Raw genomic sequence first — 21897 nt, 5'->3', positions numbered from 1 at the left:
CGATCCGTGGGCAGGCCGGGTTCCGACTCCGGCACGAAGGCGAGCGTATCGCCTCCGGCCGGATCACCGCTTCTCTGTAGTTATTTCTTCGGGTTGTTCAGTTCGTCCAGCACCGGCTGTACGATCGACATCTTGCTTTGCACCCACTTCTTCCAGTTGGCTTCCAGATCGCCCGGTTGGAGGATCAGGTTGGTGTATTCGGTGGCGTAATCGAAGCCGGCCTGGTTCTTGGCCTTGGAGTCGTACAACTGAACGTCCCAATCATAGGTCGCCATCTTGCCGCCCTCGGTGCTCAGCTTGGCTTTTTCCTTGTAGAGCTCGACGGCGCGGTCGCGGTATTCCTTCTTGATCGCCGGGTTGATGACGCTGAAGTCGTCGCCCAAGAGGTACAGGCCTTCGAAACGGCTCGGGTACTTGTCTTCCAGGCTCTTTCCTTCCGGCAGCGTGCTGACCAGCTGCTTGTTCTCGTCATACTTCCAGTCCTTGCCTTCGAAGCCCATGTTCAGGACGAGCTGGCCTTCCTTGCTGACTGAGTAGTCAATCAGGTCCATGATGCGTTCGAACTTGGCCTTGCTGATCTTCGGGTTGAAGATGAGGGCGGACCAGAAGTTCGCCTGCTCCAGGTTGCGGTATTTGCCGTCGTCGCCCGTTACGAGCGCCGTATGCACGAGCGCGTCGCTGTCGACGCCGAGGTTCTTCTTCATGTTGGTATTGAGGTCTTGGCGATAGGATGCCAGGCCGCCGAGGCTCATGACGCCGGCAACGCCGTTTACGCGGAACTTGTCGGTGCCTTCGCTGCTCTTCCAGGTGTAGAACTCCGGATCAAGCAGCTTTTCCTTGAACGCCTGCTGCATGACCTTGAGGCCCGTCAGCGTCTCGGGATCGGCCGGTCCCCAGTGGAACTTGCCGTCTTCGCCTTTATAGAAGGCCGATTCCACGCGGGAGTGCTCGCTGTTTGCCATGACAAAGTTGGTCAGGGCGTCGCCCGAGTTGTAGGCGATCGGAACCAGCTTGCTGCCCGCCTTGCCCGGGTCCTTCTCTTTAATCAGACGTGCGTAGTCGTTGACTTCGCTCGTGGTGTAGACGTCCTTCAGCTGGAAGCCGACCTTCTCCGCCCAGTCCTTGCGGATGGCGATGACGCCGATCTGGTTGAGCAGCGGGTCCGCCGGCTTGTTCTCGTAGTAAACCGGGCGCGGCAGGACATAGGTGCCGCCGGTCAGCTCTTCGAGCTTGTCGCCGAGGCCGGTGAGCTTGTAAGCGGCGGCCACGTTCGGCCAGCGGGTCTTCCAGTCATCCGGGAACTTGTACAGCAAGCCTTGGTCGATATAGTTCATCGCGTCGCCGTGGACGTAGTTCCAAACCGCCACGTCCGGAAGGTCGCCGGAGTTGATCCACAGACGAAGCTTTTCCGCCCAGGAATCCCAATCGATGTAGCTGTAATCCCATTTGATGTTGAATTTATCCATCCAGTACTTGTGGAACTCGTTGTCCAATTGGCCTTCCTTGAGATTGATCAGGTTGGCGGCGGAGATGGTCAACTGTTCCTTGTAGTTGCCGTTTTCGTCCTTCGCGTTGCCGTCGGCCGACGAGCCGCCTTTGCCGCAAGCCGTGAGAAGCAGAGCCGCGCTCATGCCGACGGCGAGCACCGTTTTAGCCGTTTTCCACGATCTCTTCATGTTCTTTCCCCCATGATTCATAATGGTTGAACCTAATGCGTGAACCTTGAAGCGTGAAGCATGTATGGATCAGGTCTTGATAGCCCCTGTCAATACCCCTTTGGCAAAATGCTTCTGCAGAAGCGGGAAGAAGCACATGATCGGCACCATTGTCACGAAGACGGCGGCCATCTTCATGCCCATCGAGAACGAATTCTTGCCGATCTGATCGACGGACGACGCGTTGGAGGCGTTGGTGGTCGATTCGACGATGATCGCCCGCAGCACGTTCTGCAACGGAAGCTGATCGGCCCGGCGCAGGAAGATCATCGCGTCGTACCAGCTGTTCCAGAAGCCCACCCCGTAGAACAGGGCGATGGTCGCGAGAATCGGAGCGGCCAGCGGCAGCACGACCTGGAACAGAATTCTCCATTCGCCGGCTCCGTCGAGACGGGCCGATTCCATCAAGGATTCCGGCAGGCTGTAGAAGTAGTTCATCATCAGGATCATGTTAAATGCGCTGAAGCTGCCGGAGAAGATGACGGCCCAGAGCGTGCCGGTCAGGTGCAGCGACTTCATGACCAGGTACAGCGGCACGATCCCGCCGTTGAAGATCATGGTGAACAGCACCAGGAAGAAGATGATGCGTTTGCCCGGAAAAGCGGGACGGCTCAGGCCGTATGCCATGCTCGTGGTCAGGAACAAGCTGAGCGGCAGACCGGCGAGCAGCAGCTTGATCGTGTTCCAGTAACCGGTGAGAATCGTGCCGTCCGCGAACAAGGCTTTATAGGAAGTTAGCGTCGGGTTTTTCGGGAACATTAAGAGCGGGTTGTCCGCGTATTCCTTCTGGGTAGCGAAGGAGATCATGATGACATTCCAGAAAGGAATGAGGATCAAGAGCGCGGCGATCAGCATGATGACGAAAATCACATAGTCCATCAGCGTCATCTTGCCCATCCCGAGATGGGTTGATTTGCGGGTTTTGCTCATCGGGTACCTCTCCTCTCTGTCTTACTTGAACAATCCGTCTCCGCCCATGAGCTTGGCGCCCCGGTCCGCGAGCAGCAGTAGTGCCATGTTCACCAAAGAACGGAACAAGCTGACGGCGGTGGAGAACGAAAAGTCCGTGGACGATTGGAAGGTGATCCGGTAGATGTAAACGTCGAGCACCTCGGACACATTCTTCGTAGCGGCGTTCGCCAGGTTGAAGATTTGGTCGAAGCCGGAGGACATCAGCCCGCCTACGTTCAGGATGAACATCACGACGATCGTCGGCAGAATGTTGGGCAGCGTGATGCGGAACATCTGCTGCATCCGCGTCGCTCCGTCGATCTGGGAGGATTCGTACTGGTCCTGATCGATACCCGAGATGGCGGCCAGGTAGATGATCGCGCCCCAGCCGGTCGATTTCCAGATATCCGTCAGGAGCAGCATCGGGACGAACGTGCTGGCCGAACCGAGGAAGTTGATCGTCGGCAGACCAAGCAGGGACAGCGCGCTGTTCACGAGCCCGTCATACGACAGCACGTTGATGACGATCCCGGAGACGATGATCCAGGACAGGAACTGCGGGAAGGTTAGCACTGTCTGAAAAATCTTGCTCATCCGCCGCATTCTCAGCTCATTGAGCAGAAGAGCGACGAGAATCGGAAACGGGAACTGGATCACCAGCTTGATAATGTTGATATAGAGCGTGCGCCAAACGGCTGCCGTAAAGTTGGGATCGCGGAAGACGTACCGAAAATTCTCCAGTCCGATCCAGTGGCTCTTCCAGATCCCCAGCCTGGCGTTATAATGCTTGAACGCCAAGGACAGGCCGCCCATCGGCATGTAGGCGAACAGGAACAGCCAGACGATGCCGGGGATCAGAAGCGTGTACACCATCCGGTTCTTCCAGATTTCCGCGCCTAAGCGTTTGACCCAGGTTCTTTCCGGTTTGCCGGGTCCGGCAACTGCGGGTTTCAAAGGGCTTCACCTCGCTTATTGGAATGCGTTGCTGCTGAACAGATCCAAGGAACCGGCATCAACCCGGTTCTATCAGTTTTCCCGGGAATGCCGTTTCGATCAGGCATCCGGCTTGCCGGACCCCGCCGCTTTCCCGGAACCATGCGGTTGCCGCAGGAGATACCCGGAACGGAGCTCGCCGTTCCTTCGAATTCATAAGCCATGAACCGCCCCTCTCTTTCGCCATCCGATCAACCGGGATAAGGGTGACGCTTCTAAGGTGCGTCTGTCCGCTGCGCCCGGCCTTGCCCTTTGCATGGGAGTTATCAATGAAAGAAAAATCGAATCGTTTCATCTGTTGGTAACCGCTTAACTAAGGCAAATGTTGCCGTTTTTAACGTTTGTAAGCGATTACCTCGAAACGTTTCGATTTTTATGATAAACCTCCTCCCGCTCTCTGTCAACTCCCCCTCGCAACAAAGTTTTTGGGCTGGTAGGACATGGTTTTCGTTCATCGCAGATTATCCGATATTCGGCCGAATTTCGGCGATTTCGGGCGATTTACATCCAAATTCGTTTCCGATATGATGAAGGAACCGTTAGCCAAACCAAGAAGACAGCTCCATACTTTTTGACAAAATTCCTCATTCAAGGGGGCTCCATCATGAATAACCCGATTTCCGGTCTTGTGAAACGGTTCACCGACAAAAATCTCCACGTGCATTCCGTCCGGGTGCTCAAGGAAGGCGAGCCGTTCGGCCAGTGGGATCGAACCCGCGACGAACGCCGGCTACTGCACTCCGTCAGCAAGTCCTTCACCAGCCTTGCCGTCGGTCTGGCGATCGCCGATGCCAAGCTGACGCTCGCCACGCGGCTGAGGGAATACTTTCCCCGGCAAACGGCTAAGCGCCCCAGCGGCGGCGCTGCGTATTTCCCGGGGGATCTCTGTCTGTACGACCTGCTCCGCATGGCGAGCGGTCATGACCATCCCCCGCTCTGGGAGGACGAGCGGGAGGCGCTCAGCGCCGCCGGCCGGGATTGGGCGGAGCATTATCTCTCGCTGCCGCTCGACCGAAGGCCCGGCGAGCAATTCACGTACAGCAGCGGAGACACCTATATGATCTCCGCGCTCTTCCAGGCGGCGGTCGGCGAGACGGTCCGCGACTATCTCGCGCCCCGGCTGTTCGAGCCGCTCGGCATCGAAAGCGTCCGCTGGGACGCGTCTCCCCAAGGCATCACGCTGGGCTGCACCGGCCTATACCTCTCGGCGGAGGAGCTCTCCCGCTTCGGGCAGCTGCTCTTGCAGAAGGGCCGCTGGAACGGAGAACAGCTCGTCCCCGCCGATTGGATCGATTTCGTCAGCCGCCGCCATATCGACAACGGCGGCGAAGGAGATTGGGGCGTAGGCTACGGCTGCCAATTCTGGCTGTGCCGTCACGGAGCTTACCGCGCCGACGGCGCCCACGGCCAGTTCTGCCTCGTGCTGCCCGAGCACCAGGCCGTCGTGGCCATCGCGAGCGATGAGGACCGGTTGCAGGATATCCTGGATGCAGTCTGGGACGAGCTGCTGCCTGTTCTATAATCGTACTTCCCCTACCGGGCGGCCGCCGCCGCAGAACCGAACCTGCCAAGAGAGGCGAGGCAGCCGCGAGACGCAGGGAACCGAACCCGCCACGAGGCGGGTCGGCCTGCGCCCCGCAGCCGTTTTTTTGCGGATTCGATAGGCTCTCCCGGCAGGAGAAACGCCAATTCTCGGGAACGAATTAGAAGAGCAGAAATTTTTTTTGAAACAGTCCATCACTTTGCCGTCCCCGCACGTTATCTAGACGACACGCCATTCCGCCGGTGAAAGGAGCGACGCCCCACATGGCCAACGATCCCTGGTTCTCCCATCTGCAAGCCGACCTGCGGCGGTTCGCCCGGAGCCTGGCACGGCATGAGCAGGAAGCCCACGATCTGGTGCAGGAAGCGCTGGTCAAGGCGCTTGGCTTCCCCGAGCTGGCGGACTGGCCCGATTATAAGCAGAAGGCCTGGTTCTATCGGGTGATGAAAAATCGCCTGATCGACGAGCGCCGCAAGGACCACCGCCTGACGGCCTGGGAGGAGCAGGAGCCCGAGGGTCCCCTGATCGCTCCGGTGCAGGACCCGGTGGAAACCGCCGACCTGCTTGCCCGGCTCCCCCGGGAGCTGAGCGACATCGTGTTCAAGCGGTATTGGCTGGACTTGTCCAGCCAGGAGATCGGCGCGCAGCTCGGCCTGCCGGCGGCCACTGTGCGCTACAAGCTGCAGCAAGCGATCCGGCAATTGCGAAAAATCATGGAGGCGAACTGACATGGGACGAAAAATCGGCAACATCGGCGTGCTGAATCTGCTGCATGCCACAGAGGAGAGCATCAGCGATATCGAGAGCATTGCGAATGTCGGACTTCTGATTTCAACCCCCGAGAGCACGAAGCTGCTGGCCCGAATGAACATCAGCAACGTGGGTAAGAGCATCGAATTGCCCCAGGGCTACCGTCTGATTACAGGGCAATTCGAGATTACCGAGAAATTCCTGGAGCAGCTGGAAACGTCGGGGGAGCCGGCGCACTACGCTGTTACCGGCACGGTGCTGATTCACCGCTCGGTAACGGCCGAGCAGCTGCAACGCACTCGGCTCGCCGTTCAGACGGTCGGGATCGCCTACGTGCCGAAGCACCTGCACGGAGCCGTCGAATCCGTTGTGGAGGCCAACAAGCTCGTGCTCTATGACGGAGCGCCGCCGCGTACGGAGGCGGGCACCTTTGTCCTGAGCAACGCCTATCTGAACAGCCTGGAGGAACCGACTTCCTTGATCGTCGCCGGAACGTTTATCTTGCCCGAGGACTTGGACTTAACGCTGGCCGACCGGATGCTGAAGGAGCTGACCGTAGCCGGTACCGCCCGGCTGCGGGAAGGGCAGTCCGCCTTCTTCTACCGGAAGAGCGACTCGCTCGCCGGCTGCCGGGTCGAGATCATCCCGGACGGCTTCCAGCAGCTCGACCGGCTGCTGAAGCTGAACCAGCGTTCGCTCCGCCGGTTCCGCAAAGCGAAGGTCTATACCCGCAGCCCCATCCTGCTGGACGCCGATGTCACCCGGGAAGCGCTCGCCGCCGCCTTCGAGCGGATCGATTCCAACTCGTACGTGGTCTGCTCCGAGGAGCTGGAGGACCTGGTCTATGAGCTGTGCCCTTCGCTTGAGGCCGAAGTGCTGACCTACCCGCATAGCTACCTCTATATCGAAGATCAGGAAACCCTGAGCGAGGCGGAGCTGAACGCCCTGCCCGCCCCCGTACAGGTGGTGGTCGAAGGAAGCCTCACCTTCGCCGAGGACGTCCAGTCCGAGACCCTGGCCGCGAAGGTGAGCGGCCTCGACAGCTTCGGCAGCGTGACGGTTCCGAACGCCCGCTTCAAGGGCTGGCTGCAGCCCTATATCCGAACACAGCAAGGCTATGTTCAAGTGCCCAGCGATTCGGCCGGCGACGGGTATCTGAACAACATCGGCGTGCTGACCCTGTAACGAGCCGGCGACGAATCCGAATCCCTTTCTACTTAAAAAGGAGGCTTGAGGCCCGATGATCCCTTTCTCCGAAGAAGTGGCGCGCCAGCGAAGACAGGACCTTGAACGGGAAGCCGAAGTTCATCGGCTGCGCAAGGGCTTGAAACAGTCGGCACCCAGCCCCCGGCCTGCCGTTCCCCGCCGCGAAAGCGCCGGATTCGCCGCCGGGCTGAACCGGCTCTGCCGGCAGCTCCGCTCGTTTCTCTAGCCGCAACCCAAACCGCATACGAAGCGAAAGAAGCCGCCCCCCGCCGGGAACGGCTTTTTTTTGTTAACAGCGGAGCACTCCGCCATCCCTTTTATCGAGTTTGCCAGATTGTCACATTTTCCTCTCCCAAAAGCCGCCATAATCCGGTTATACCCCATGAAGGGAGGGGAGCCGGTGGACGACGCCGAACTGCTCGAACGCATCCAACAGGGAGAACGCCAGTACCTCACTCCCCTGATCGAGCGCCATTACGAACCGATTCGCCGCTATTGCTATTGGAAAACCCGCTGTGCCGAGGCGTCGCAGGACCTGACGCAGGAAACCTTTTACCGGTTCGTCCGGTCCATCGACACCTACGTGCATGCGGGCAAATGCCGCGCCTACCTCTATACCGTCGCCCGCCGGCTGTGCAGCGACTATTTCCGGGACAAGCCGCCCGTGTCGGCGGAGCCGATCGAGGAGAGCGCTTGGGGCATCGCCGCCTCCGCGGAAGAGACGGCCGAACAGAGGCAGCTCGCGGAGGAGATGAACCGCCTCCTGCACCTGCTGCCTCCGGAGCAGCAGGAGGTGCTCGCCCTGCGCTTCGCCTGCGGTCTCAAGTTCCGCGAGATCGCCGCCGTCACGGGAAGCAGCGTGTATACGGTGCAATACCGGACAAGCCGCGGGCTTGCCGCATTGAAGAAACAGTTGGACAAGGAGGCCCGCGATGAGAAACCGGCAACGGAACCGCCTAGAACGCATTCTTCAGCCTCATCCTGTACCCGGAGCTGATCCCGGGCGCATCGCCGAGACCCTCTCCCGCTCACAGGAGCTGCTCGCCGATCGGCTTCGGCGCGGCGGACAGCCCCGCTCCACCTTCCGGCAGTTCTATCTCGCCCAGCTCCGGTTTGTCGGCAGGCGGACCTGGGCGCTGCATGCCCTGATTCTGGTATTCGCGGGAGCCCTGATGCAGCGGCTGCCGGAATCCATCGCGTCCGACCGGCTGCAGCTCATCGCGCTGCTCTCGGCCGCCGCGCCGCTCCTGGTGCTGGCTGGGCTCCGTACGCTCGCTCAATCGTCGGCCTGCGGGATGATGGAGCTGGAGGCGAGCACGTATTATTCGCTCGATCGCCTGCTGCTCGCCCGCTTCAGCCTGCTCGGGGCGGTGGACGCCTTCGGGCTCGCGCTCCTGGCCGGATTGTTCAGCGCGTCCGGGGGGCAGGAATTCGCCCGGATGCTGCTCTACCTGTTCACTCCCTTCACGCTCGCCTCGTCCGGCGCGCTGTGGCTGCAGAACCGCTCGCGAAGCCTGGACCGCGGCCTATCGGCCCAACTGTACCTGGCCTGCTTCGCGGCGTTTCAAGCCGCCGCCGCCGTGTCCAGCCCGGAGCCCGGCCATCTGCTGGCCCGGTTCTACGGAGCCGCCGCGGCTCCGGTCTGGCTGCTCGTCCTCGGCCTGTCGCTCGCGGCGCTGGCCCGGCAGATCAACCGGCTCTTGCGGTCCTGCCGTGCAAGAGAAATCAACCTGTAAAGGGGAACAGCTACTTGGAACTCACCCTCGATCAACTCACCAAGCGGTTCGGCCGACAGGCTGCCGTAGACGGTGTAACCGTCCGCTTGACCCATGGCGTCTACGGCCTGCTCGGGGCCAACGGCGCCGGCAAGACCACGCTCATGCGCATGGTCTGCGGCATCTTGAACCCGACCGCCGGGCAGATCCGCCTGGACGGCCGGTCCATCGCCGAGCTCGGCGAGGCCTACCGGAACAAGCTCGGCTATCTGCCGCAGCGCTTCGGCTATTACCCCGATTTTACGGCGGAGGAGTTTCTCCGTTATGTCGCCGCGCTTAAGGGCCTGCCGCCGTCCTTCGCCAAGCGGAGAAGCCGCACGCTGCTGGAGCAGGTTGCCCTCGCCGAGGCCGCGCGCAAGAAGGTTCGCACCTTCTCCGGCGGTATGCTGCAGCGGCTCGGCATCGCCCAGGCCCTGCTGAACGACCCGCATCTCCTCGTGCTGGACGAGCCGACCGCCGGACTCGACCCCAAGGAGCGGGTTCGGTTCCGCAACATGATCGCCGATCTGGCGAAAGACAAGATCGTGCTGCTGTCCACCCACATCGTCTCCGATGTGGAAGCGGTGGCCGACTGCATTCTGCTGATGAAGAAAGGCCGCATCCTGATGTCCGGCACCGCCCATGAGCTAACCCGCAGCCTGGAAGGCGCGGTCTGGAGCTGCACCGCCGATCCGGCCGAGGCGGGAGCGCTGTCGGAGCGGCACATCGTCAGCCAGTTCCGGCATGACGAAGGCCGGATCGAGCTGCGCCTGATCGCGGGCGGTTCCCCGGCGATCAACGCCGTTTCCGTCGCTCCGACGCTGGAGGATGTCTATCTGTATCATTTTCAGGAAGAGGCCGCGGAGGCCGAGGACGGCCCGGAACCGAAGGAGGCGAACGCCCGATGAACACGCTCACCCGCTTCGAGCTGCGCAAGCTCATCGGCCGCAAGACGGCGCTGGCCGCCATGGCCGCGCTCATGGTAATCATCACGCTGGTGTCGTTCGTACCGGTGCTGTTCGAGAGCCGGACCGACGAGAACGGGACGGAGGTCAAACGATTCGCTGCGATCGCGCTGGACCGCCGGGATGCGCGCGCCTGGTCGGGCGAGCTCACGACAGACGCGATCGCCTCGGCGCTGGAGCGGTATCAGTCCGTACGAGCCGACAAGCGCAACCTCGTCCATTCGGCCGACGGCACCTTCTTCACCGATAAAGCCTACCAAAAATGGATACAGCCCTTCGATCCCGTGTTCGGCCTGATGCGTGTCGCGTATTCGGGCGGCGATTACGATTACTTCGTGCTGGACGGAATACAGCCGAAGGAAGCCTACGCCTTTTATGAGAAGCGGATGCAAAAGATCCACGCCTACCTGAACATGGACTACACCTACGGCAATTATTCGGAGAAGGACAAGGCGTATTATGAGAAAAAGAACGCGGAGATTCGCGTTCCCTTTCGAGTGGGCTTCAGCAAAGGCTGGGAGTATCTACTGGAGAACTCCGAAGCCCTGCTGCTCCTGTCCGCGTTCCTGATCAGCATCTGCGTGGCCCCGGTCTTCTCCGGCGAATACCAGAGCGGGGCGGATGCGATCCTGCTGTCGACCAAGTACGGCCGCAGCCGCGTGATCGGGGCGAAGCTGAGGGCCAGCCTGCTGCTCGCCACCGGCTTGTTCCTCCTCGCGGCCCTTCTCCAACTGCTGCTGACGTTTGCGATCTACGGAGCGGAGGGAGGAAACCTCTCCTTGCAAGCCGTGAGCACTCGGTATCTGACCGCTCCCTTCGCCTTCACCGCTTGGGGCGCCTGGCTCCGTCTCGAGCTGATCGGCTGGCTGCTCACCCTGATGATGGCGGGCGTCACGCTGTTCTTGTCGGCCCGGATGAGCTCGCCGTTTCCGGTCATCATCGGCAGCACGGTGCTACTGTTCGGTTCGATGCTGATTCCCTACAGCAAGGACAGCCGGCTCGTGAACCACCTGATCGCCCTCTTGCCCGGCAACCATTCCAATGCCCTGGGGTCGATCACGCACTACGAGCTCTATCATCTGCCTTGGGGCGTGGTCCCCCAGCATCTCATGCTCGGGTTCACCTCGCTCGCGGTCGTCTGCGTGACGCTTCCGCTGGCTTACCGGGCGTTTCGCCGCCGTCAGGTCGTCTAGCTCGGTCAGGCCGTTTCATCCGGCGTAGGTCGTCTAGCTCGGACAGCAGGCCGTTTTATCCGGCGTCAGGCCCTCCGTGCCGCCGTCGCGTACCTCCCGCCCATTCCATTCCAAGCCGGAAGGGTCCAGGCCGGATGCTCCTTGGGGTGCCCGGTCATCCGTCAGATCAACCCGTTCTTGCGGGCAAACACGTAGGCTCCGATTCCCGCGGCCACGGCCAGGTTCAGCGAGTCGACGAGCTCGGACTGCGGAATCCGGAACCCCGTGCCCACCTGGGAGTAATAGTCTTCCTCCAGGCCCGCCGCTTCGCTGCCGAAGACGAGGGTGAACAGCTCCTCCTGCGGACAGGTCTCGCAGGTCAGCATCCGGTCCGCATTCAGCAGGAACGGATACAGCCGGTGGCGGGCATATTTAGCCCGATATTGCTCGAAGGAGGAGAAGAGCTCGCAGCGGATGCGAAACACCGCTCCCATGGAGGCCCGGACCGTCTTCGGGTGAAACAGGTCGGCGGCGGGTGTGACGATGCCCAGACTGGCGATGCCGAAGCCGGCGGCAATCCGGGCGATCGTGCCCAGGTTGCCCTGATCGGACGGATTCACCAGCACCAGATGGGGCCGGTCGCGCTCCAATTCCTGCCCGTATTTGGCAAACTCGCCGATCACATAGCAGTTTTCCCTGGGGCTTAACCGGGCGAACGGCTTATCGGCCCGGACCGTCGGAATTCCCAAGCGCCGGCATCGCTCTCCGATGCCGGCCTTGTCGTCGAAGCGCGAGTGCAGATAGACTCGGCGGACCGCTTCCGGCCGCGCCTGCAGGAGTTCCAGGGTGGCGAAGGCTCCGAGGGTGTAGGAGACGGAATCGTCGCGCTTATACGGTCCGGCCATTGTCCTTCAGCTCCCACCAGGTTTCCGTCAGGGAGGGGCGGAAGCCGATGCCGTAGTAGAACAGCTGGTCCGACCCGACGAACGCCTGCTTCGCTCCCCTCGCGGCGGTACGACGGACGCCCTCCAGCACGGCCGCGCGGCCAAGCCCCATCCGCCGGTAGGCGGGATCGGTCGCGACCGGCTCGACCAGCGCATAATCGCTGCCGGGCAAATGCCACATGCCGCAGAAGGAGACGAATTCGCCGTCCGGCGCGGCCACGGCTACTTTCAGGCTGAGATCGACGTGGGGACCGGACAGGCTGAGGCGTCGGTCCTCCATGGCCTGTTCCGTTTCCGGAGCTTCCCCCGGGTGGTTGAATCCCCGCCACAGCACGCGGTTGTATTTCGCCAAATCGTAGTCCTCGTCCAAGCTGACGATGCGGAATCCCTCCGGCAGCGTGTAGTGCAGCAGAGCCTCGTCGGCGGGGATCACCGCTTTATGATCGCGTTCCTGCGTGGGCACGAACCCCTGCCGGGCGGCGCAAGCCTGGAACTCCCCGTCGTCGTCCCGAAGGAGAATCCGCAATTCGCCGGAGTCATTCTTCAGGTTGCGGACCGCATAACGAATCAGCTCCGGCTTCAAGTGCGAATAGGCAGGGTCGAGGCAGAACCAGGCCCGGCCCAGACCTTCTTCATACGTCGCCAGCGCGACGATCCGGCCGTCCTCCTGCCAGGTGCTGATCCGATTTAAATGGCCTGTATCGAGATAGGGCAGGGAGAACATCCACTCCCAGCGCTCCCACATGAAACACTCGCTTCGCCGGAACGGCTGGTTCAAGCGTACCAGGAACTTGTGCACGTTCAAATGCGCTTCCGTAAATCCGGCTTCATCCGGATAAGCAATCCATTGGACAGTCATTGCCGTTCTCTCCTTTACCATGGCTTCCGGTTTCATTGTAAAGGGGCGGCCGCCCGGCGTATCTACCGAGAACGGTTTAGCAAAAAGCCGCCCCGAGGGGCGGCTTTACTGGTTTTACCGGTTAAACCGGTTTTACTGGCTTTACTGGGTATAGACGATCTTCTTGACCGAATCGAACGCCAGGCCGTATCGGTCCGACAGCTCGCCGATGGTGGCGGTCCCGGAACCGAAATCCCGGCGCATCCGCTCGTTGCGCAGCCGCAGCTCCTGCCGCGCGCCCGATTTGGCCCCCCACGGCCTGCGGCCGCCGGATGCTTCGGGGATATAGAGAAGGCCTCCGTCCATGTACTTCTGGACCTCCGCCACGAGATGCGGCGGAAGGACTTCGCCTGCTTTGCTGAATTTGCTCATACCGGACCCGCTCCTTAATGGAATGATGATCATTAAGGATGCAAAGTCCGCCGGTCAAAGCGGTTGCCGAACCCGACGATGAAGGTGACACCTTAGCTCCATGCAAAGCATCGTCGGCGCTTATTCAGCGGACTTTGCATGGAGCTTGTTGAGTACGTGACCAAAATGAACGGCCATCGGAACATCACCACCTTTGGGCGGAGTTCGCACTTTGCTTGAGGTCCGGCCCGGATACGGGATAATCGCGCCTAACGGTGTTCAACCGGAGTTTATCCTTGAATCCGCGGCGGGACCCCTTTATTATGGGTTCTAAGTCTGCTTGCGGACAACGGAAAAGGAAGTTATAGTCATTCTTTCCCGAACGGAGAGATTCCCATGCCGAACCCCATTACCGAACCGTCGGATGCGCTCCGTTGGATGGCGCTCGACTACCTCTCCCGCAATCCTCTATTGCACATGGATATGATGGAGGCCATTCGCCGGGGAGAGGCGAAGCTATTGCGGGCATCCGGGCTCGGGGTGCTGCTGTTTCACCCCGTCTGCCAAGCCTATATGCTCAGCACCGCGGATCGGGAGGAAGCCGGCCGTATGCTCTCCTCCCTCTCCGGGGCAACGCTTGTCGTCGCTCATCAGGATTTCTACCTTCCGGAAGCCCGGGAGCGATTATCGCTTGCCACCGTCGAAACGGTTCGTCAAGCGGCCTACCGGCGTGGCGTTCCGCTGCCCGAACCGACCGTCCCCTTCCGGCTTCAAGCGCTGGGCGAATCGCAGCTCGACTTCGTCCACCGGCACTATACGCATTCCGCCGACCGCGATTACCTGAGTGAGCGGTTGCGTTCCGGCGCCATACTCGGCGCGTTCGCCGAGGACGGCCGGCTGGCCGGTTTCATCGGGATGCACGCCGAGGGAACCATCGGCATGCTGGAGGTGCTGCCGGAGTTTCGTCGGCAGGGCATCGCCGAGGCCTTGGAGATTCGCATGATCAACCGCTGCCTGGCGCGCGGCTTCACGCCGTTCGCCCAGGTGGCTCCGGACAACGCGGCGTCGCTTTCCCTGCAGCGCAAGCTCGGCTTCGAGCTGTCCGACGAATGCGTCCACTGGCTCTACTGAACCTCCCTGAACGGCAAACAGGCCAAGAGGCAATCCGATTAGGATCGCTTCCGGCCTGTTTTGCGATAAAGCCTCGTCACGTCAAGGACGGGAGTCGGAATTGGTCTCTAGCGCGGCCGATTTCCGCCGTTTGCGGATATAGAAGAAGAGCAGCGCGGCGGCTCCGGCGGCAAGCAGCAGATAGACGGCGCTCGAATAAACCTCCATGTATTCGCCCACCCGGTCCCAGGATGCCCCGAGAGCGGCTCCGGCCGAGACGAGCAGCACGTTCCAGCCCAGGGTGCCGACCGTCGTGCAGAGCAGGAACAGCCCGAAATTCATCCCGGACATGCCCGCCGGGATCGAGATGAGGCTGCGGACGAGCGGGATCATCCGGCAGAACAGCACCGTCCAAGCGCCGTACCGGTCAAACCAGGCGTCCGCGCGGCGAATGTCCTTTTTCGAGATGCGCACAAAGCGTCCGTAGCGGTCGACCAGCGCCTCCAGCCGTTCCACGCCGAGCAGCCGCCCCAGCGCGTACAGCAGGACCGCTCCGATCAGCGAACCGATCGTCGACGCCAGCACCACACCGGTCAGCGTCAGCTCCGAGGTGGTCGTCATGAAGCCTCCGAACGGAAGAATGAGCTCCGACGGAATGGGAGGAAACAGATTCTCCAGCGCCAGCATCAGCAGGATGCCGAGGTAGCCGAACTCCTCCATAAAACCCGTAATCCACTTTTCCATATGCGCCTCCTTTTGTTGGGATCTACGAAGGAGTACGCCTGTCCGGGTTGATCGGTTCCACGAAATTCATCCGGTGAAAGGGAAATCGATTGAAGAGGCCGTACTTCTGGAGGATAATGGAGAAAAAACAAGGGGACTCCTCCGTCTGCTTTCCTCGCACGAAAAAAGAACCGCAAACGCCCCTCCGTCGCCGGAACGGGAGCTTGCGGTTCTTCGTATTGGTCCACCAAGTGGCGGACCGAACCCTTAGTCTTCCACCTTCATGCCGACGGTTTTGTCGCCGAGCGAAGCGCGCTCCATATCCGGCTCGGCGGCATAACGGAAGTCCGCCAGCAGCACGTTGTCGCGCAGCACGTTGTCGAATCGGACCAGCGCCGCCTGCAGCTCGGCGTCGGCGTCCAATACCAGCTTGATCCGCTTCTCGATCGGCAGCTCCAGCTTCTTGCGGTAATCCTGTACGGCGCGGACCACCTCGCGCACGAGGCCCTCCTGCACCAGCGCCTCGGTCAGCTCGGTGTTCAGGGCGACCGTCATGCCGTAGCCGCTGGCGCTGGCGAAGCCGGCCTTCGCCTGCTTCTCGACGAGCAGCTCATCGAGGGTGATGTGCTGCTCCCCGCCGTCAAGCGTGAGATCGAGGAAGCCGTCGTCGACGATCCGCTTCGCCGCCTCGGCGGACAGCTCCTTCAGGTGCTGCTGGATCGGTCCGACCAGCTTGCCGTACTTCTTGCCGGCGACCTTCAGGTTCAGCTTCATCGTGAAGTCGACGAAGCCGCCGTCTCCCTCCACGACGCGGATTTCCTTCACGTTCACCTCGTCGCGGATGATATCCGCGAACCGGTCGATGTGGAATTCCCGGCCAAGGTCGAGCGACAGGATCAGCTCGGACAGCGGCTGGCGCGTCTTCAGGCCGGTCTCGTTGCGGATGTTGCGGGCAAGCTCCACGATCTGGCGGGCCGCTTCCATGTCGTTCTCCAGCTCGCGGTCGATGGCCGATTCGTTCACGGCCGGATAATCGGCAAGGTGCACGCTGCCTTCGCCGCCGAGGTTGGCGTACAGGTCCTCGGCGATCAGCGGCATGTACGGGGCGATCATGAGCGCCAGCGTCTTCAGCACCTCGGTCAGCGTCTGATAGGCCGCCACCTTGTCGGTCGTCCATTCGCCGCCCCAGAAGCGGTCGCGCGAACGGCGGATGTACCAGTTGCTGAGCTCGTCGACGAAGGTCTCGATGGAGCGCGCCGGGTTCAGGAAATCGTACCCGTCGAGTCCCTTCTTCACCTGCGCTAGCGTCGTGTTTAGCCGGGACAGAATCCAGCGGTCGAGCGGATTCGTCAGCTCCACGCGAGCGTGACCCGCCGGGTTGTACCCGTCGATGTTCGCATAGAGCGCCAAGAAGGCGTGGGTGTTGTGGATCGTGTCCACGACCTTCGACTTGGCTTCGGCGACGATCTGCTTGGAGAACCGCTTGCTGTTCCAAGGGGCGCTGTCGGACAGAAGCGCCCAGCGGAAGGCGTCGGTGCCGAACTCCTCGATGATCTCCCACGGGTCGATGACGTTGCCCTTGCTCTTGGACATCTTCTGTCCGTTCTCGTCGAGCACATGGCCGGTCGAGATGACCGCCTTGTACGGAGCCTTGCCCGTGGTCAGGGTGGAGACGGCGAGCAGGCTGAAGAACCAGCCGCGCGTCTGGTCGATGCCCTCGCAGATCAGGTCGGCGGGGAACTGCTCCTCGAATTGCTTGCGGTCGCCGAACGGATAGTGGTACTGGGCGAACGGCATGGAGCCGGAATCGAACCAGACGTCGATGACTTCCGGCGTCCGCTCCATGACGCCGCCGCAGGAGCAGCGGACCTTCACCGCATCGACGTACGGCTTGTGCAGCTCCAGCTCGCCGGCGATCGGGTCGATCGCCTTGTCCTGCAGCTCCTGTCGGCTGCTCGGGGAATACTCGGCTCCGCAGTCGCGGCAGACCCAAACGTTGAGCGGCGTACCCCAATAGCGGTTGCGGCTGATGTTCCAGTCGACCAGCTCTTCCAGGAATTTACCGAAGCGGCCGTCGCGCAGATGCGGCGGGTACCAGGCGATCTCCTTGTTGTTGGCGATCAGCTGCTCCTGAACTGCCGTCGTGCGAATGAACCAGCTCTCCATCGCGTAATACAAGAGCGGCGATTTGCAGCGCCAGCAGAACGGATAGCTGTGCTCGTAGCGCTCCTTGCTGAACAGGAGGCCGCGCTCGGACAGGTTCTTGACGATGTCGACGTCGCAGTCCTTGACGAACCGGCCGGCGAAGGCCGTCACCTTGTCGGTGTACTTGCCTGCCAAATCGACCACGTTGACGAAGTCGATGCCGTGCTGCTGCGTCGTCTTGTAGTCGTCCTCGCCGTGCGCCGGTGCCGTGTGGACGATACCGGTGCCGCTCGTATCGCTGACGTAATCGGCGTCGACGACGATATGCCCTTTGCTCACCGTGACGTAATCGAACGGCGGCGTATACGGCGTGCCGACGAATTCCGCGCCCTTGTGCTCGGACAGCACCTCGTAGCCTTCCTTCAGCACCTTATCGGCCAGGTTCTTGGCCAGGATGTACACTTCGCCGTCTTGACGAGCCTTGATGTAGTCCATGTCCTTGTTGACGGCCAGGGCCACGTTCGCCGGCAGCGTCCAGGGCGTCGTCGTCCAGGCGAGGAAGTAGGCGTCCTCGTTCTTGCTCTTGAACTTGACAGTGGCGCTCAGGTCCTTGACATCCTCATAGCCCTGCGCCACTTCGTGCGAGCTCAGCGTCGTCTGACAGGACGGGCAATAGGGGCTGACGCGGTGGCCCTTGGTCAGCAGGCCTTTGCCGTGGATATCGGACAGCAAGTGCCAAACCGATTCAATGTAATTGTTGTCCAGCGTGATATACGGGTGATCCATGTCCGTCCAATAGCCGATGGCCTCCGTCAGATCGCGCCACTGCTTCTCGTATTCGAACACGCTGCCCTTGCATTTCTTGATGAAGGCTTCGACGCCGTATTCCTCGATCTCCGACTTGTGGGAGATGCCTAGCTCCTTCTGCACACCGAGCTCGACCGGCAGGCCGTGGGTATCCCAGCCCGCTTTGCGGACGACCCGGTAGCCCTCCATCGTCTTGTAGCGGCCGACGAAGTCCTTGATGACCCGGCCCAGCACGTGCCCGATGTGCGGCTTGCCGTTCGCCGTCGGCGGCCCTTCATAAAAGACGAAATTCGGCTTGCCCTCCCGGTTCTGCATGGAAGCCGCAAACGTGTTCTCCTCGCGCCATTTGTCCAGCACGCGCAGCTCACGCGCCCGCGCCTTTTCTTTGACGTCCACCTTTTGCATGGGGTTCCTTCCTTTCCTGTCCTCGACTGTCCTTATCCGTCCTGCTCCCCGGCTCCGCCGGAAAATGCAAAAAACCCGCCCCTCGAAAGGGACGGGATTGTTCCCGCGTTACCACCCTGCTTCCGTCCGTCCCGCTTGAAGCGGGCGTGAAACGGCTCCTTGTCCGCGCACCAGCATGCGCGCCCCGAATAACGGCGGGGGACCGGGCCAGCTTACTGAAGTTCGGCTCGCCTTCTCGGGGAGGATCATCGACCGGGCTTGAACGTTGGCTTTCAGCGCGAGGGCCAACTCTCTGGGGATGCAAGGGACCGGCGACGGGATTCCCGTCCATGAAGTTTCGGCGGATATGGTCTTCCTATCTTTTTACATCATCGGCGGCAAAAAGTCAACTGGAGAGGAAGTAAAGGAGGCCGATGACCAACAGAAAAAATAGCAGGATGCCGCCGAAAAACAGCCCGATTCCCTTCAGCAGCTGCATGGCGAACGATTTGCGCGGGCGGTGCTGGAGAAGCGCATACTGCGGCGAAACGGATACGGACGTGACCGGGCTTTCCTCCACCGGACGCAGTCGGGACAGCCCAACCAGCAACTCGTCATAACGGCCCAGACTGTCCGGCACGAAAATCGATGTCTGCGGGTCCGCGCCCTGCAGCAAGACGCCCCCGGATGCCTTGACGACCCGGCTCAGCTCCGCCGCGGTCACCTGAACCTCCGGTTGCCCCCGCTGGGTTTTACGGATACCGGTGTCGCTGAATTCAATGCGAAAGCTCAGCCAGTCCCGCCGGATCTTGTACAGCTTCCTCCCCTCGCGCAGCAGTCCGAAGACCAGGACAAGTCCGGCGAGTCCCCACATGAAGAGCTTCATTTCGTGAACCGGGAAGGACAGTCCAAAGCTGGCCATAAGAAAAGCGGGAAGACAGACGGTCAACAGGGAAATCGGGAGCAGCGTTTTGTAAATCTGTTTTAAGCCATCCGGTTTGAGGACATATTCCTCCATAAAAGCGTTCTCCTTTTAATAACCGATTCAAGAGGCGATCGAGCAAGCACGGCAGGACGGCCCGCCATACGATCCACCTTTTTCCATTATAGCGAATAAAATCATCCTGCAAAGAGGGACGCTGCAAGATTATCCATTCGTTGCACGACAAGGAGATAAACGGTTATCCCATTTGTTTGATGGGTTGACCGAAGGTTCGCCATCCTCTATACTGAGCTTGCCATTACTTATCTACTAAATTACTAATTTACTAAAATAATAAACGAAAGAAGGTTGGACCATGTCCATTCCCACTACCTTGAAGCACAAGCCGGTCATCGTCTCCGAGAATTACGAGCAGGTGGACGGCCGCAACGCCGGCCACAGCGACGCCAAAGGGCTCTCGCTCGGCCTGGCCCAATGGAACGAACGGGGCAAGCTCGATATCTCCGCCAAGGTCTGGCGGTATACCGGGGAAAAATGGTCGCGCCAATCCGAAGAGCTGCCGCTGCACCGCGTCATCGATCTGGCCATTCTGGTGGCCCGCAGCCTGGAGCATTTCCGCGAAGCTTACCGGCACGAAGAGCTCTACGATCCCGAGAAGCCGGAGATCGACCGGATCGGACTCCAGGGCGACGCGATGACAATCGCCGTCTGCACTGCCAACGACCGGATCGACGAAGACATTCAGTTGTTCCGGCAAGTCCTGAGCCAGGACGACGAGCTGATCGGCGAACGGCTGCAGACGTTGGCTCGCATTTTAAAGGAAATGGGGTATTGAGGCATGTCGCTCGACAAACAGCAAAAGAAGGAACGGGCCGATGCGTACAAATCGTCGTTCCGGCGCATGGGCGTCTATCAGATCCGCAACGCGGAGAACGGCAAGCTCCTCCTTCGCTCCGCGATGGACCTGGACGGGGCGCGCAACCGCTTCGCCTTCATGCTACAGATGAACACCCCCGCCTTCGCCGAGCTGCGGGCCGATTGGACCCGTCTGGGCGGAGAAAGCTTCGTCTATGAAGAGCTGGACGAGATCAAGCCCCGGGAGGAGCAGCCGGGAGATGCGGCCGAGCAGGCGCAGTACAAGGACGAGGTCGAGGCGCTGCTGGAGCTGTGGATCGAGAAGCTGCAGCCGTATGGAGATGCCGGGTACCATAAGCGGCCAAAGTGACGGGCGGAGCGTCTATAATAAGTAATTTGATAGCAAATCACGAGAATCCCCTTTAGGTAGACAGCGCGAAAGGCACGGATACGAAGCGCCCCAGCCCCGTTTACACTGGAGGGGATTTTTTGCAACCCAAAAAGGACAAGGTTCCCAGCCGAGCCCGTGCGCGTTCCTTCATTGACACCCCTGCGGGCAAAAGGTACGATAGAGCCATTGTTTTTATCGTTCAAGGAACGGTGATGAACGGATGGAATCCCAACAGATCGGCGTGGTGCTGGCCCAGATCGGCACGCCGGAAGCCCCGGAGGCCCGGGCAGTTCGGCCTTATCTGGCCAAGTTTTTGTCGGATCGGAGAATTATCGATTATCCGGCCTATCTCTGGAAGCTCCTGCTCCACGGCATCATCCTTCGCGTACGTCCCAAGCGGTCGGCGGCGCTCTACCGGGAAATTTGGACGGAGCAAGGTTCGCCGCTGATGCGGATTTCCGCGAAGCAGCGAGACGGTCTCCAGGAACGGCTCGGCGAAGGCTTCCGGGTGGAGCTCGGCCTCGCCTACAGCGAGCCGGGCATCGCTTCCGCCATCCAGCGTCTGGAGGAAGCGGGCATCCGCCGGATCGTCGTGCTGCCGCTGTTTCCGCAGTATTCCTCGACGACGACGGCGGTCATGTACGATAAGGCCTGCTTTGCCGCCCTCGGCCGCAGCCGCGCGAACGGCCCGGCACCCAAGCGCTTCGTGCCGGAGCTGCGGCTGATCGGCAGCTACCACAACCGATACGGCTACATTCGGGCCATGTGCGGCTTGCTCAGTGAGATGCTGGACCGGCTGCCGCAGAAGCCGGATCACTACGTGCTGACCTACCACGGCATTCCGGCCCGGTATGCCATGACCGGCGATCCCTACCCCGGGGAATGCGAGGAGACCTCCCGCCTGCTCGCTTCCGAGATGGGCTGGGAGCCGGAGGAATGGACGCTGGCGTACCAATCCCGCTTCGGCCCGGAGACCTGGCTCGGCCCTTCCGTCACCGAGGTGCTGGAACGGCTTGCCGGCGAGGGCATCCGCCGGCCGTTGGTCTTCTCGCCCGGTCTGGTGACGGACTGCCTGGAAACCCTGCACGAATTAGGGATCGAAGCCCGCGGGGAATACGCCGGGCATGGCGGCGACTCTGCCGGATTCGTACTCTGTCCCTGCCTGAACGACCATCCGGACTGGCTGGACTTTCTGGCGGAGCTGGTTCGCGCCCATTCGCTCGGATGGGAGGAACCGGACGACCATCCTCTTGCGCTCACCCGCATCCTGCGCAGCTAACCGATCCACTCACCCTTA

At 61.0% G+C, this 21897-nt stretch carries 21 protein-coding genes; 12 read left to right on the top strand and 9 right to left on the bottom strand.

Features of this window, described 5'->3' with window-relative positions; all coding sequences use genetic code 11:
• Nucleotides 1-80 precede the first annotated feature (80 nt).
• The 3 genes from ACSEXS_RS02400 to ACSEXS_RS02390 form a co-directional block, all read right to left on the bottom strand.
• Complete coding sequence (locus tag ACSEXS_RS02400; protein ID WP_438431588.1) at nucleotides 81-1676, bottom strand: type 2 periplasmic-binding domain-containing protein; 1596 nt, start codon at nucleotides 1674-1676, stop codon at nucleotides 81-83.
• A 69-nt stretch (nucleotides 1677-1745) separates the two neighbouring features.
• Entirely contained in the window at nucleotides 1746-2645 is a 900-nt protein-coding gene (locus ACSEXS_RS02395) for a carbohydrate ABC transporter permease (protein ID WP_438431587.1), read from the bottom strand.
• Nucleotides 2646-2666: 21 nt separating this feature from the next.
• Nucleotides 2667-3620, bottom strand: a complete 954-nt coding sequence (locus ACSEXS_RS02390; RefSeq protein WP_438431586.1) for an ABC transporter permease — start codon at nucleotides 3618-3620, stop codon at nucleotides 2667-2669.
• Between the two features lie 643 nt (nucleotides 3621-4263).
• On the opposite strand from ACSEXS_RS02390, the gene ACSEXS_RS02385 reads away from it, so the two are divergent.
• The 8 genes from ACSEXS_RS02385 (at nucleotide 4264) to ACSEXS_RS02350 (ending at nucleotide 11070) form a co-directional block, all read left to right on the top strand.
• On the top strand, nucleotides 4264-5181 hold the full coding sequence (locus ACSEXS_RS02385; protein ID WP_438431585.1) for a serine hydrolase domain-containing protein: 918 nt from the start codon (nucleotides 4264-4266) through the stop codon (nucleotides 5179-5181).
• 284 nt (nucleotides 5182-5465) lie between these two features.
• Nucleotides 5466-5930, top strand: a complete 465-nt coding sequence (locus ACSEXS_RS02380) for an RNA polymerase sigma factor (RefSeq protein ID WP_438431584.1) — start codon at nucleotides 5466-5468, stop codon at nucleotides 5928-5930.
• Nucleotide 5931: 1 nt separating this feature from the next.
• Nucleotides 5932-7137, top strand: coding sequence for a hypothetical protein (locus ACSEXS_RS02375; RefSeq protein ID WP_438431583.1), 1206 nt, complete (start codon nucleotides 5932-5934; stop codon nucleotides 7135-7137).
• Between the two features lie 55 nt (nucleotides 7138-7192).
• Nucleotides 7193-7384, top strand: a complete 192-nt coding sequence (locus ACSEXS_RS02370) for a hypothetical protein (RefSeq protein ID WP_438431582.1) — start codon at nucleotides 7193-7195, stop codon at nucleotides 7382-7384.
• A gap of 174 nt (nucleotides 7385-7558) precedes the next feature.
• Entirely contained in the window at nucleotides 7559-8155 is a 597-nt protein-coding gene (locus ACSEXS_RS02365) for an RNA polymerase sigma factor (protein WP_438431581.1), read from the top strand.
• Nucleotides 8091-8894 carry a hypothetical protein gene (locus ACSEXS_RS02360; protein ID WP_438431580.1) on the top strand — a complete coding sequence of 268 codons (804 nt, stop codon included), beginning with the start codon at nucleotides 8091-8093 and terminating at the stop codon, nucleotides 8892-8894. Before ACSEXS_RS02365 ends, ACSEXS_RS02360 begins: the two co-directional genes overlap by 65 nt.
• 14 nt (nucleotides 8895-8908) lie before the next feature.
• Nucleotides 8909-9820, top strand: a complete 912-nt coding sequence (locus ACSEXS_RS02355) for an ABC transporter ATP-binding protein (RefSeq protein WP_438431579.1) — start codon at nucleotides 8909-8911, stop codon at nucleotides 9818-9820.
• Nucleotides 9817-11070: a hypothetical protein gene (locus ACSEXS_RS02350; RefSeq protein ID WP_438431578.1), complete on the top strand. Its 1254-nt coding sequence runs from the start codon at nucleotides 9817-9819 to the stop codon at nucleotides 11068-11070. Before ACSEXS_RS02355 ends, ACSEXS_RS02350 begins: the two co-directional genes overlap by 4 nt.
• A gap of 161 nt (nucleotides 11071-11231) precedes the next feature.
• On the opposite strand, the gene ACSEXS_RS02345 is transcribed toward ACSEXS_RS02350, so the two are convergent.
• From ACSEXS_RS02345 to ACSEXS_RS02335, 3 genes are all read right to left on the bottom strand, one after another.
• The gene (locus ACSEXS_RS02345) at nucleotides 11232-11954 is read right to left on the bottom strand and encodes a TrmH family RNA methyltransferase (RefSeq protein WP_438431577.1); all 723 of its coding nucleotides are present in this window, start codon (nucleotides 11952-11954) and stop codon (nucleotides 11232-11234) included.
• The gene (locus ACSEXS_RS02340; protein ID WP_438431576.1) at nucleotides 11938-12852 is read right to left on the bottom strand and encodes a GNAT family N-acetyltransferase; all 915 of its coding nucleotides are present in this window, start codon (nucleotides 12850-12852) and stop codon (nucleotides 11938-11940) included. The genes ACSEXS_RS02345 and ACSEXS_RS02340 overlap by 17 nt, the downstream gene beginning before the upstream one ends.
• 141 nt (nucleotides 12853-12993) lie before the next feature.
• On the bottom strand, nucleotides 12994-13263 hold the full coding sequence (locus tag ACSEXS_RS02335) for a CD3324 family protein (protein ID WP_438431575.1): 270 nt from the start codon (nucleotides 13261-13263) through the stop codon (nucleotides 12994-12996).
• Nucleotides 13264-13638: 375 nt separating this feature from the next.
• Between ACSEXS_RS02335 and ACSEXS_RS02330 the strand changes: the two genes are divergently transcribed.
• A complete protein-coding gene (locus tag ACSEXS_RS02330) occupies nucleotides 13639-14373 on the top strand; it encodes a GNAT family N-acetyltransferase (RefSeq protein WP_438431574.1) in 735 nt (244 codons plus the stop codon).
• Between the two features lie 81 nt (nucleotides 14374-14454).
• On the opposite strand, the gene ACSEXS_RS02325 is transcribed toward ACSEXS_RS02330, so the two are convergent.
• The 3 genes from ACSEXS_RS02325 to ACSEXS_RS02315 all read right to left on the bottom strand — a co-directional run bounded on the left by ACSEXS_RS02325 (nucleotide 14455) and on the right by ACSEXS_RS02315 (nucleotide 19429).
• Nucleotides 14455-15096, bottom strand: a complete 642-nt coding sequence (locus tag ACSEXS_RS02325) for a DedA family protein (protein ID WP_438431573.1) — start codon at nucleotides 15094-15096, stop codon at nucleotides 14455-14457.
• Nucleotides 15097-15342: 246 nt separating this feature from the next.
• On the bottom strand, nucleotides 15343-18432 hold the full coding sequence (gene ileS / locus ACSEXS_RS02320) for an isoleucine--tRNA ligase (protein ID WP_438431572.1): 3090 nt from the start codon (nucleotides 18430-18432) through the stop codon (nucleotides 15343-15345).
• Between the two features lie 385 nt (nucleotides 18433-18817).
• Nucleotides 18818-19429 carry a hypothetical protein gene (locus ACSEXS_RS02315; protein WP_438431571.1) on the bottom strand — a complete coding sequence of 204 codons (612 nt, stop codon included), beginning with the start codon at nucleotides 19427-19429 and terminating at the stop codon, nucleotides 18818-18820.
• Nucleotides 19430-19709: 280 nt separating this feature from the next.
• Between ACSEXS_RS02315 and ACSEXS_RS02310 the strand changes: the two genes are divergently transcribed.
• From ACSEXS_RS02310 to hemH, 3 genes are all read left to right on the top strand, one after another.
• Nucleotides 19710-20189 (top strand): DUF6530 family protein, encoded by a 480-nt coding sequence (locus ACSEXS_RS02310; RefSeq protein ID WP_438431570.1) that lies wholly within the window; start codon nucleotides 19710-19712, stop codon nucleotides 20187-20189.
• 3 nt (nucleotides 20190-20192) lie between these two features.
• Nucleotides 20193-20579 carry a GIY-YIG nuclease family protein gene (locus tag ACSEXS_RS02305; RefSeq protein WP_438431569.1) on the top strand — a complete coding sequence of 129 codons (387 nt, stop codon included), beginning with the start codon at nucleotides 20193-20195 and terminating at the stop codon, nucleotides 20577-20579.
• A 241-nt stretch (nucleotides 20580-20820) separates the two neighbouring features.
• Nucleotides 20821-21879: a ferrochelatase gene (hemH, locus tag ACSEXS_RS02300; RefSeq protein ID WP_438431568.1), complete on the top strand. Its 1059-nt coding sequence runs from the start codon at nucleotides 20821-20823 to the stop codon at nucleotides 21877-21879.
• Nucleotides 21880-21897 lie beyond the last annotated feature (18 nt).

Origin of the sequence: Gorillibacterium terrae, from assembly GCF_051594785.1 — a bacterium.
Lineage (GTDB): Bacteria > Bacillota > Bacilli > Paenibacillales > NBRC-103111 > Gorillibacterium.
Note: the sequence above shows the minus strand (reverse complement) of the source record. Positions and strands in the feature narration are given on the sequence as shown.

Coding starts and splice junctions, on each gene's coding strand:
- ACSEXS_RS02400 (WP_438431588.1), bottom strand. CDS start 1,676: ATGAAGAGATCGTGGAAAACGGCTAAAACGGTGCTCGCCGTCGGCATG.
- ACSEXS_RS02395 (WP_438431587.1), bottom strand. CDS start 2,645: ATGAGCAAAACCCGCAAATCAACCCATCTCGGGATGGGCAAGATGACG.
- ACSEXS_RS02385 (WP_438431585.1), top strand. CDS start 4,264: ATGAATAACCCGATTTCCGGTCTTGTGAAACGGTTCACCGACAAAAAT.
- ACSEXS_RS02380 (WP_438431584.1), top strand. CDS start 5,466: ATGGCCAACGATCCCTGGTTCTCCCATCTGCAAGCCGACCTGCGGCGG.
- ACSEXS_RS02375 (WP_438431583.1), top strand. CDS start 5,932: ATGGGACGAAAAATCGGCAACATCGGCGTGCTGAATCTGCTGCATGCC.
- ACSEXS_RS02370 (WP_438431582.1), top strand. CDS start 7,193: ATGATCCCTTTCTCCGAAGAAGTGGCGCGCCAGCGAAGACAGGACCTT.
- ACSEXS_RS02360 (WP_438431580.1), top strand. CDS start 8,091: ATGAGAAACCGGCAACGGAACCGCCTAGAACGCATTCTTCAGCCTCAT.
- ACSEXS_RS02350 (WP_438431578.1), top strand. CDS start 9,817: ATGAACACGCTCACCCGCTTCGAGCTGCGCAAGCTCATCGGCCGCAAG.
- ACSEXS_RS02345 (WP_438431577.1), bottom strand. CDS start 11,954: ATGGCCGGACCGTATAAGCGCGACGATTCCGTCTCCTACACCCTCGGA.
- ACSEXS_RS02340 (WP_438431576.1), bottom strand. CDS start 12,852: ATGACTGTCCAATGGATTGCTTATCCGGATGAAGCCGGATTTACGGAA.
- ACSEXS_RS02335 (WP_438431575.1), bottom strand. CDS start 13,263: ATGAGCAAATTCAGCAAAGCAGGCGAAGTCCTTCCGCCGCATCTCGTG.
- ACSEXS_RS02330 (WP_438431574.1), top strand. CDS start 13,639: ATGCCGAACCCCATTACCGAACCGTCGGATGCGCTCCGTTGGATGGCG.
- ACSEXS_RS02325 (WP_438431573.1), bottom strand. CDS start 15,096: ATGGAAAAGTGGATTACGGGTTTTATGGAGGAGTTCGGCTACCTCGGC.
- ileS (WP_438431572.1), bottom strand. CDS start 18,432: ATGCAAAAGGTGGACGTCAAAGAAAAGGCGCGGGCGCGTGAGCTGCGC.
- ACSEXS_RS02315 (WP_438431571.1), bottom strand. CDS start 19,429: ATGGAGGAATATGTCCTCAAACCGGATGGCTTAAAACAGATTTACAAA.
- ACSEXS_RS02310 (WP_438431570.1), top strand. CDS start 19,710: ATGTCCATTCCCACTACCTTGAAGCACAAGCCGGTCATCGTCTCCGAG.
- ACSEXS_RS02305 (WP_438431569.1), top strand. CDS start 20,193: ATGTCGCTCGACAAACAGCAAAAGAAGGAACGGGCCGATGCGTACAAA.
- hemH (WP_438431568.1), top strand. CDS start 20,821: ATGGAATCCCAACAGATCGGCGTGGTGCTGGCCCAGATCGGCACGCCG.